This window comes from Aquiflexum sp. (genome assembly GCF_041751335.1).
Classification (GTDB): Bacteria; Bacteroidota; Bacteroidia; order Cytophagales; family Cyclobacteriaceae; genus Aquiflexum.
Window position 1 is genome coordinate 1 of the sequence record NZ_JBGSXS010000250.1, and the last position, 10309, is coordinate 10309.

General features: G+C 38.3%; 9 protein-coding genes. 1 reads left to right on the forward strand and 8 read right to left on the reverse strand.

All coding sequences use genetic code 11. The features are described 5' to 3' along the window. The 8 genes from ACEW8U_RS14075 to ACEW8U_RS14110 all read right to left on the reverse strand — a co-directional run. Positions 1–1134: M16 family metallopeptidase (locus ACEW8U_RS14075; protein ID WP_373522687.1), on the reverse strand; the 1134-nt coding region annotated here is incomplete at its 3' end. 340 nt (positions 1135–1474) lie between these two features. Next, on the reverse strand, positions 1475–1708 hold the full coding sequence (locus tag ACEW8U_RS14080) for a hypothetical protein (protein WP_373522688.1): 234 nt from the start codon (positions 1706–1708) through the stop codon (positions 1475–1477). A gap of 217 nt (positions 1709–1925) precedes the next feature. Continuing rightward, a complete protein-coding gene (locus tag ACEW8U_RS14085; protein ID WP_373522689.1) occupies positions 1926–2921 on the reverse strand; it encodes an adenosine kinase in 996 nt (331 codons plus the stop codon). 81 nt (positions 2922–3002) lie between these two features. After that, on the reverse strand, positions 3003–4169 hold the full coding sequence (locus tag ACEW8U_RS14090) for a hypothetical protein (protein ID WP_373522690.1): 1167 nt from the start codon (positions 4167–4169) through the stop codon (positions 3003–3005). 128 nt (positions 4170–4297) lie between these two features. After that, on the reverse strand, positions 4298–4636 hold the full coding sequence (locus tag ACEW8U_RS14095; RefSeq protein ID WP_373522691.1) for a glycerophosphodiester phosphodiesterase family protein: 339 nt from the start codon (positions 4634–4636) through the stop codon (positions 4298–4300). Continuing rightward, a complete protein-coding gene (locus tag ACEW8U_RS14100) occupies positions 4633–5172 on the reverse strand; it encodes a glycerophosphodiester phosphodiesterase family protein (RefSeq protein WP_373522692.1) in 540 nt (179 codons plus the stop codon). Before ACEW8U_RS14100 ends, ACEW8U_RS14095 begins: the two co-directional genes overlap by 4 nt. Before the next feature lie 209 nt (positions 5173–5381). Beyond that, complete coding sequence (rimO, locus tag ACEW8U_RS14105) at positions 5382–6692, reverse strand: 30S ribosomal protein S12 methylthiotransferase RimO (RefSeq protein ID WP_373522693.1); 1311 nt, start codon at positions 6690–6692, stop codon at positions 5382–5384. 669 nt (positions 6693–7361) lie between these two features. Then, positions 7362–8459: a hypothetical protein gene (locus tag ACEW8U_RS14110; RefSeq protein ID WP_373522694.1), complete on the reverse strand. Its 1098-nt coding sequence runs from the start codon at positions 8457–8459 to the stop codon at positions 7362–7364. Positions 8460–8975: 516 nt separating this feature from the next. Between ACEW8U_RS14110 and ACEW8U_RS14115 the strand changes: the two genes are divergently transcribed. Then, positions 8976–10309: thiamine pyrophosphate-dependent enzyme (locus ACEW8U_RS14115; RefSeq protein WP_373522695.1), on the forward strand; the 1334-nt coding region annotated here is incomplete at its 3' end.

A 10309-nucleotide genomic window follows, 5' to 3' on the forward strand; every position in this document is an offset into this window, starting at 1 on the left:
ACCCCTACTGTTCACTAATTGAGTCTCTTTAATATTCAATAATTTCTCAAATTCCTTGGCATCAATACCGTTTGCATGAACATCTGATAAGACCTGGTCAATGGCGTCATTCAAATCCTCTATATCAACTCCCATATTGGCAATGGCCAAAATGATAAACATGCCACCATCTTCCATATCATTCGGAAAGGCTGCTGCCTGAACAGCTTTCTGACTTCCATCCACCAATTTCCTGTACATTAATGAACTCTTTCCAGAAAGCAGGTAAGTACTCAACAAATTCAAAGCATAGGTGTCTGGATGACCGATCTTGGGAAGCTGATAACCTTGAAATATCGCTGGAAGCTGGATATTGTCATAAACTATATCTTTGACCTCTGTAGTAAGTTTTTGAATTTCAATATTTGGGCGAGAGATTTCATGTTCTCCCATGGGGATTTCCGCGAAATATGTCCTCACCAAGTCTTCTGTTTTAGAGTAATCAATATCTCCAGCTATAACCAAAGTGGCATTATTTGGAACATAAAAAGTATCATAAAATCCCTTGAAATCCTCTAAAGTGGCCTGGTCTAAATGTTCAGCAGATCCTATGATTGGGGATTTATAAGGATGATTGGGATATAACCTGATAGGCATTTCCTTCCTGAATGACATGTAGGGTTGGTCTTCCATTACCTCTTTCATTTCCTGCTTAATCACCTCCCGTTGCGTATCAACCCCAATTTGATCTATTTTCGCATGAAGCATTCTTTCAGATTCCATATACAAGGCCAATTCCAATCGGTTGGACGGTAAGATTTCATAATAAAAAGTGAAATCAGGTCCTGTACCCGCATTCAATTCTCCACCGGATGCTTGTACTATTTTTGCAAATTCCCCTCTTGGAATATTTTCCGAACCTTCAACCATCAAATGCTCAAAGAAATGTGCATATCCTGTTTTTGAAGGATTTTCATTTTTGGATCCGACATGATAAAAAACCGTATTGGCCACAATCGGCGTACTGTTGTCCTGATGCATGATCACATGCAGACCATTGTCCATGGTGAACTCCCGGAATTCAATTTTATTCTGGGCTGTGGAGGAGAGAATTATAAAAACTCCCATCAAAAGCGATAAGATTGATTTTTTCATAAATATTGGTTTTCGTTTTATCTATGCTATTTTACTCTTGACTGATCAAATTGTTCAGTATAATTGTTAATTAGCGAATTTAAAGTGATGAATGTTGTTTATTTTAAAAAACGGTGGAAAAATATAATTATATGGATTGCCAAACAAATAATGTAACTAATTTTTCATTTTAAAAATCTCTTTCTAAAAACCATATTTCTATAAAATAAAGATAGTCACGCATTTGTCATTTAAAAATTTATTATTTAAGGTAAATCTCTGAATTAATTTAAAACAGTTACTTAGTTAGAAGGTAAATAGATTGATTTCCAATAATTTTTTTTAAAAAAAATCTCTGATATCAGTATGAACTCTCCTCTTGTTCAACTTTTTTGCTGTCCTCTTTACGCTGATAGTACAATCCTACTGCCAAGGCAATTATCGCCCGGACATATAACGTTGGGCCCCCAAGTTTCATAAACCATTGCTCCATGGACATTTTAAAAACAAAAATCTCTAGCACAAAATCTACTAAGTTAATCGCAAGGAATAAAAGTAAAGCTTTGATGATGAGTTTTTTACCTGAGATGATCATATTGGGTTATTGTTGTTTGGCCATATAATCTAGCTAAAAATTCGAGAATTAACAAATTTAATGAAATTAGACATACGGTATTCACAGAATTAATGAAGCGAAAAGCTTAAATTCATTGGCTCATACCACTATTTATTTGTCATAAAATTTCATAGGACAAAAGTCCCAAGAAGCTGTGCTTGGAGCTTTTTCATAAAATAATAAGAGATAACCAAAATTAAGGATTCAGTCTCGCCAATACTTCTTTTGCCTCATGCCATTTCAGTCTTGGGCCAAATTGACTCACTATCTTAGAACTTGCCATAGAGGCTAACTTTCCGCTTGAAGCATAACTATGACCATTGGTGATCCCATACATGAATGCTCCAGCAAACATATCCCCTGCCCCGTTGCTGTCAATGGCAGTCGTCTTATAAGGTTCTATATCGATGAAGGTATCCCCATCAAATATCATGGCCCCATTTTTTCCTTGGGTAATGATAAAATGCTTGGCTGCTTTTTTCAGTTCTTCCCTGGCTTCAAGGATGTTATCTTTTCCCGTGAAAAGCATTGCTTCTTCTTCATTGGCAAAAAGCAAATCCACACTTGGTCCTATTACATCTTCAAAATTTGCCTTGAAATACTTCACCATGGCAGGATCCGAAAATGTCAGCGCAACTTTTGTCCCGGCTGACTCTGCGGTCTTTTTAGCATGCATCATGGCTTCCTTTCCATTCGGAGAAGTCACCAAATATCCTTCTATGAACAAGTATTTGGAATCTTTAATAGCTGCCTCATTAACATCTTTAACAGAAAAATTCTGCGTAATGCCCAAAAAGGTATTCATGGTCCTTTCGGAATCATCCGTCACCATGACTAGACATTTACCTGTGATTCCTTCTTCAAGTTTTTCCGGATTGAGGTTATTGTCCACACCCGAATCCTTCATATCCTGAACAAAGAATTTTCCCAATTCATCGTTCGCTACTTTGCAACAGTAGTAGGAATTCCCACCAAATTGACTGACTGCAATTACCGTGTTTGCTGCCGATCCTCCACATTGTTTTTTGGCTTCGGCTGTATCGATCACAGACATCAAAGCATTTTGTCTCTCTTCATCGACCAATGTCATCAGCCCCTTTTCAACTTTATTATCCCAAAAAAATTGGTCAGTTACTTTAAACTCAATATCAACCAATGCATTTCCTATTCCTGTAACGTCGTACTTTTTCATTTTAGATCTTAGATTGTAGATTGTAGATTGGACACTCAAGTCAATCGTTTTCTGCCTGTATTATATATTTTTTAAAGTTGGTTAATCGAAAATTCGGTGTCTTTCAAAGGGTTTGGTTCTGTCGAACAAATAGCGATAGGTGTGATGGGTTTTATAGATTACTGCATTGAGTTGTTCACAGACCCGCATCATTTTTGGATTAAAATCACCTATCCAGTTCATTTCCAATGTCTCATATTGGAATGCATCTGTGAAGGCGATGTTATCCCGGTATTCCATAATCATGGCACTTTCAACACCTTTGGCCTGAAATTCAGGAATCACACCAAAAACCAATCCCAGCATTTTATTAGGGGGATTGAAAGTTTTGTGCCATAGAAATTTCAACTTTCCCAAGAGATCCATTTTACCATTTACATATTTGAAAATCTGATTGATTTCTGGGATATTGATGAAAAAGGAAATGGGTTCTCCTTTGTGAAAACCAAAATAAATCAGCCTCGGATCAATAATCGGCTGCATTTTGGCAAACATTAATTTTGTTTCTTTTAAGGTTAGGGACTTACCCATATGTTTGGCCCATGCTTTATTGTAAACAGTCATGAAGTATTCAGGCGCCTTCACTTTCAATTCCGTCCCCTTCATATACCTAAATGAATAATCCGGATCCTTTCGGATTGCCTTTGACCTTTCCTCCATTTTTGGATCGAAGACAGGGTCTTTGACCTTCCTCATGTAGGTATATTGTTTGAAATAAATCTCAAATCCATAGGTCTCAAAAAAAATTTGATAATAGTCAAAATTCCATGGCATATTATAATTGGGTTCTGTGTATCCATCAACCAACAATCCCCACCATTTATCCCTTTCACCAAAATTCACAGGCCCATCCATGGCTTCCATGCCCTGTTCCTCCAACCAATTTTTACCTCTTTCAAAAAGAAGAAAGGCTGCCTTTTGATCATTGATGCATTCAAAAAAACCCAAACCTCCGGTGGGCTGCTTTTCTTTCCATTTAGGGTTAATGAATGCTGCTATCCTACCTATGGTATTTCCAGTATCATCTTTGAGTAACCATCTATTAGATTTGGCACCTTGTCTAAACAATTTATTGGTCTCAGGATGAAAAAGTGCTTCAATATCCTTATCAAGTGGTCTTATCCAATTTTTTTCATTTTTATAAAGCCTCACGGCCATCTCCAAAAATTCTTTTTGCTCAACACTACTGTTAACTTCCAGTAATCTCATAGTTGGTGATTTGGTTACAAAGGGCTAAAAATAGCGAGTTTAATTTATTGAACAAAGTACAAAGCACTTCCTACAATTTCCCAAGAGCAGAGATTAGAAACAAAGACAAAATTTATGAAGTGAAAAATCTACCTTTTCGGTGCCAAATTTGGATAATCCGTAATGATTCCATCTACACCCATATCCAGTAATTTCACCATTTGCTCGGTGGTATTGACTGTCCACGGGATGACTTTTATTCCTTTTTGATGAAAATTATCAACAGTCTCTTTCATAAGTGCAGGGAAAAAAGGCGAATATATCTGGGGATCAAATCCCAACTCTGCAAGCTGTTCTTCAGGCTTGGCAGCCGTCTCCACCAACATGGCCAAGGTCACTTTAGGATAAGCCTGATGCATGTACTGCAAAACCCTGAAGTCAAAAGATTGTATGTTGACACGGCTCCAATCAAGTTTTTCATTGATCAAATGATATACAATGTCAGAAAATTCCTTTGGTGCAGGATGATAAATTCCGTCACCATCAGGACTGCTTTTGATCTCAATATTATAATTGGGCTTGGCAACCCCATATCCGACACATACTTTTCCACGACATCAATCATGTCTACCAATCTTGGCTTGGTTACATGAAATTTGACCTGTTGATAAGATCCAGCGTGAAATTTAGTGCCACAATCATACTGTAGCACGTCCTCAAATGTCATTTGGTAAATATTATGCGATTTGTCCCCATATGGGATTTCATCTCCGTCGGCGTTCAGACAAATTATCGGATTCATGTAAGGTTCATGGGAAACTATGATCTGACCGTCTTGGGTCACCGCAAGATCCAGTTCCAAAGTAGTTACCCCAAGATCCAAAGCTTTTATCATAGCAGGAATGGTATTTTCCGGCATCAATCCCCTTGCACCGCGATGGCCTTGGAGGTCATAAGAAAATTGGGCGCTGACGGTAGACAAATTGATAAGGATTATAAAAATGATTAAAACGGATTTTTTCATTTCTTTTTTCTTGGAAATTTATGGCAATGCTGGGTCAAAGCCAAAATTCGGATGTTAATTAATTGTGTTATCCTTTGTTTTGCTTTTAACTCAATATCTTGGATGGAAACCCGAAGTCGGAAGTGGAAAGATGCGCTCTTTAATACATTAATCCCGGAATTGGGAAATAAATCAAACTATTGCCAACCTTCCGGATGCACCCATTATTTTTAAACCACACTGCCATAAAGATCAAATTCGGTAGCTTCATTGATTTTAACATTGACAAAATCCCCTACCCTGCAATAGAACTTTGAAGCATCAATCAAAACCTCATTATCCACCTCCACGGAATCAAACTCTGTTCTTCCAACAAAAAATCCATTTTCCTTTTTATCAATCAAAACCTTGAATTCCTTTCCCACTTTATGTTGATTAAGGTCATAGGAGATTTGTTCTTGAATCTCCATCAGATGATTAGCCCTTTCTTGTTTTACTTCGGCAGGGATAATGTCTTCCATAGAATGGGCATGGGTATTTTCCTCATGTGAATAAGTAAACACACCCAATCGCTCAAATTTCATCCTTTCCACAAAATCCACCATCTCCTGAAATTCAGATTCTCCCTCACCGGGATGGCCTGCGATCAATGTGGTCCTGATGGCAATTTCAGGAATCAGATCTCTAATGGAATGGATCAATTCCTCTTGTTTTTCCCGTGTAGTTCCTCTTCTCATGGTTTTCAATACCGAAGTAGAACCATGCTGTAAGGGGATATCCAGGTAATTGCAGATGTTCGATCTTTCTTTCATCACCTCAATCACATCCATCGGAAATCCTGTCGGGTAGGCATAATGCAGCCTTATCCATTCAATTCCTTCCACATCAGAAAGGTTTCTCAGCAGATCGGCCAAGTTTCTTTTCTTATAAAGATCAAGTCCGTAGTAGGTGGAATCCTGAGCGATGAGCAAAAGTTCTTTTGTGCCATTGGCAGCTTTATGTTGTGCTTCCTTTACCAACTCTTCAATTGGACGGGAAATATGCCCGCCACGCATCAGCGGAATGGCACAGAATGAACAGGGCCTGTCACAGCCTTCGGAGATTTTCATGTAGGCGTAGTGGGCATTGTGGGTCAAAAGCCTTTCGCCCACCAATTCATGTTTGTAATCTGCCTTAAATTTTTTGAGCAAAGCAGGCAAATCCCTTGTGCCAAAATAGGCATCTACTTGGGGGATTTCCTTTTCCAGATCATCTTTGTATCGCTGTGAAAGGCATCCTGTGACATAGACCTTGTCTACCAATCCCTGTTCCTTGGCCTCTACATATTGTAATATGGTATCAATGGATTCCTGCTTGGCATTGTCAATAAAGCCGCAGGTATTGATGATGATGATATTATTGTCCTGATTGTTGGATTCATGGGAGGCATTAATTCCGTTCCCTTTCAACTGTGTCAAAAGCACCTCGGAGTCTACCAGATTCTTGGAGCAACCCATGGTGATGATATTGACTTTGTCTTTTTTTAATGTTCTCGCTTTCACTGTATTCCTGTATTTCGGTGCAAAGGTAGGGAAATAGATTGGAAGAACTTGTCCGCCGTGGCGGATTGGAAGGTTGAAAAATTCGAAAATTGGAAAATTGGAAGATTTAGTCCGCTCTCAATATATTTTTGTCATGAAAAGTGCTTATTTGAGCAGTTGGAAATGGATTTTATCTTTAGTTTTGATTTCTGGGTAGTTTAATTATTGAGATGTTCTGGTTTCAGATTCATTGTTTAAATCAGAAACTAAAAGATTTTTTCAAATTTAATGGAATTCGAATTTTGGCTAAAGCCAAAGGAGTTGAGGAACCAATAGGGCCTCCAGCTAAAGCAGGAGGCAATTGATTGGATAGAAAAGGTGTTACATAAAACTTTTAGCAAATTGAAGAATTTATATATGTAAATACTATAAAGAGTCAATTAAATAAGATTGACTAATCTTTCTTTCCCCACTTAATTTTTTTTACCAAATCGATCAGATGTCTCCTGACGTCGACATGACAAGGCAAAGTTTAGTGATTGTTTTTATGCTGATAATACTATTCCAAGCTGACTCTTTAAATTCCTACTTGACACTTTGCTCATTGATACGGGGCAGGCTTTGAATCTTGGTTTTTTCTTAGTTCTTGACTCTTGCTTCTTGATTCTTTTTTCTCGCATCTCGCTTCACCTAGCTTCCCGTAATCTCCTTCAGCAACCTAAAAAATCCCTTTTTCCGATCCGAATTGGTTCCCCAATCTACCGGGACACTTTGGTAGCCTTGCTCGAAACTTTCATCTTTCATCCGATAATCAAACAAACCCCATGAAGCATTAGCGGAAACGGCTGCGATGAAATTGTTCAATTCTTTGTCAAAGTCAAAATGATCGTCTTCATTAAAGAGAATGGGCATTGGGTTATATCCTTCTACCTCTTTGGTCTTATTTACCATTACTACGATCCTATCCGGATTACTGACACCATTTCCATGAAGCAAAATAAAATCAGAAACCTTAACCACATTTGGCTTGGGGATAGCACCGCCTTTATAACTTGTACTCACATAGAATTTATAACCATTTCTTTCTACATTTTTTGCCAATTCTATCAACTCATGAATCCTTTCAGGTTTCAGAATCTCATGGTCATAGGCATCTACATCACATTCATTGTTGATTTCGATCAGGACATTTTTGTAGCCATTTTCATGTAACCACTCCGTGGCGTTTTGGACAGCAGCAATCACTGCCTTTTCATCTTCTAACCTTTGGTCCTGTCCAAAATAAAAGTATCCAACGATAGGTACCATGCCCAATTCATCTGCTTTGTCAAGGATTTTATTCAGCCTTTTCATAAAATCACCCCTCAATTCACCTTTTTCTGTAAAAGCTGAATTGTTCCAAGGCTGACTTTGAGAATACCCAAAAGGACTTCCTCCTTGCAAATTGATAGTAAAAGAAAGCAAACCATGTCTTTTCCATTCTTCCATGTTGGCAATAAACTCATCCGTGTTTCTCTCCGGATCCCATTTTCCGGTATCAGGATATTCCCAATTGGAAACCGTCTCAGGATTGAGATCATCAAAAATCCCCTGTACCATCCTCGAATTCATCAATAGACCTTCTATCGGTTTACCTTTCCAAGTTCTTCCCTCATAAGTCAGTTTGCCATTGATGAAAAACTTATCCGCTTTGATTTCGACCGTTGTTTTCCTTTCCTGTGGAAAAAACACAGAGGAAAATGTGAAGTTAAAGAGGAATAAGAATAGGATTGGTTTTATCAGGGTCATGCTACAAGTTATTAATGAATAAGATATTGTTTATTAATCCTTTAAGTTAAAACATTTTTCGGTCAAAAAATAAAAGACAATTCAATCGTCAATTTGAAAACATTTAATTCCGAACTCCAATATTACTTAAATATTAATTTTAGTAGATTTTTTTGGTTTTAACTTAAAGTATCCTTAATGATTTGTTTGCTTTTGGGCAGGGCTTTCTTTCTACTTTTGAGCACGTACAGCAAACGAACATTTTTTCACAAACCTTGCATATTTTTAGGCGTCGATGTGAATCGACGCCTTTGCTGTTTTAAATGGGATTTGAAGATTTCAAGAACTTGGTAATAGCGGAGTCCTAGGTAAAACCTAGAGTTAGGGTCAATGGGTGAATAATGCCAACAATCCAGAAAGACCTGCCTTTTAGGATACCACGATATGGATTACCAAATTTTCAATTACATTAGTTCTTGACTATCTTTTGGGAGAATAATTTCTTTGCCCTAATTTGGTATCCAAATTTAGCCTTCTATGACCAACCCATCTACCCAAACTCCCGAAATGATTTTTGACAGGAAAGATTATGACGATCAGACTTTGATCAAACTTTATGAATCTCTTTTGATGCCAAGAAGAATTGAAGAAAAAATGCTGATCCTTCTCAGGCAGGGTAAAATCTCAAAATGGTTCAGTGGTTGGGGGCAGGAAGCCATTTCCATCGGAGCGGTAAATGCTTTGGCTGAGGACGAGTATATTCTTCCCATGCATAGAAACCTGGGTATTTTTACGGGCAGAAATCTACCACTGGAAAAACTCTTCGCCCAATTTCAGGGTAAAAAATCAGGCTATACCAAAGGCCGGGACAGGTCATTCCATTTTGGAACCAACGAGCACCATATTGTAGGCATGATTTCCCACTTGGGTCCTCAAATGGCCATTGCAGATGGCATTGGTCTGGCCCATCAATTATCCAAAGAAAACAAAGTAACATTGGTCTTCACTGGAGATGGCGCAAGTTCGGAAGGTGATTTCCATGAAGGTCTCAATGTAGCCGCAGTGTGGAAACTTCCCGTGATTTTTGTAGTGGAACATAATGGCTACGGCCTTTCTACGCCAAGTGAAGAGCAGTTTGCTTTTAAATATTTTACTGAAAAAGGTCCAGGATACGGCATGGAAACCGTCATGGTGGATGGCAATAATGTATTGGAAGTATATGATACCATCAAACGTTTAGCGGAAGATATCCGAAAGAATCCAAGACCTGTTTTGCTGGAAGCTATCACCTTCAGAATGCGGGGCCATGAAGAAGCTTCAGGAACCAAATATGTCCCAAAAGATTTGATGTCCACTTGGGCTTTAAAAGATCCTGTGGATAATTATGAAAGATTCTTGGAGGATTCTGGAATTTTGGATACCGAAACAAAAGAAAAACTCAACAAGAAAATCAAAGACGCCATCAATAAAGGTTTGGAAAAGGCATTTGCTGAAGAAAGCGTTCAACCTGATACTGCTGAAGAGTTGGCCGATTTATTCTCTCCTTTCGAACAAAAAGTCATTTTACCTTCATCAGACAAGGTCACGGAAAAAAGATTCATCGATGCCATTTCAGACGGGTTGAGGCAATCCATGGAAAAATATCCTAACCTAATCCTGATGGGACAGGATATTGGCACCTATGGTGGGGCATTTAAAATTACCGATGGCTTCAAAAATGAATTTGGTGGAGAAAGGGTGAGAAATACCCCGCTCTGCGAAAGCGCTATTATCGGGGCGGCATTGGGGCTTTCGATCAAAGGATATAAATCGATGGTTGAGATGCAATTTGCAGACTTTGTTTCCGTTGGCTTCAATCAGATCGTGAATAA

Excerpts from the sequence above, each read along its gene's own strand:
- ACEW8U_RS14100 (WP_373522692.1), bottom strand. The coding sequence starts at position 5,172 with ATGAAAAAATCCGTTTTAATCATTTTTATAATCCTTATCAATTTGTCT.
- ACEW8U_RS14090 (WP_373522690.1), bottom strand. The coding sequence starts at position 4,169 with ATGAGATTACTGGAAGTTAACAGTAGTGTTGAGCAAAAAGAATTTTTG.
- ACEW8U_RS14080 (WP_373522688.1), bottom strand. The coding sequence starts at position 1,708 with ATGATCATCTCAGGTAAAAAACTCATCATCAAAGCTTTACTTTTATTC.
- ACEW8U_RS14085 (WP_373522689.1), bottom strand. The coding sequence starts at position 2,921 with ATGAAAAAGTACGACGTTACAGGAATAGGAAATGCATTGGTTGATATT.
- ACEW8U_RS14110 (WP_373522694.1), bottom strand. The coding sequence starts at position 8,459 with ATGACCCTGATAAAACCAATCCTATTCTTATTCCTCTTTAACTTCACA.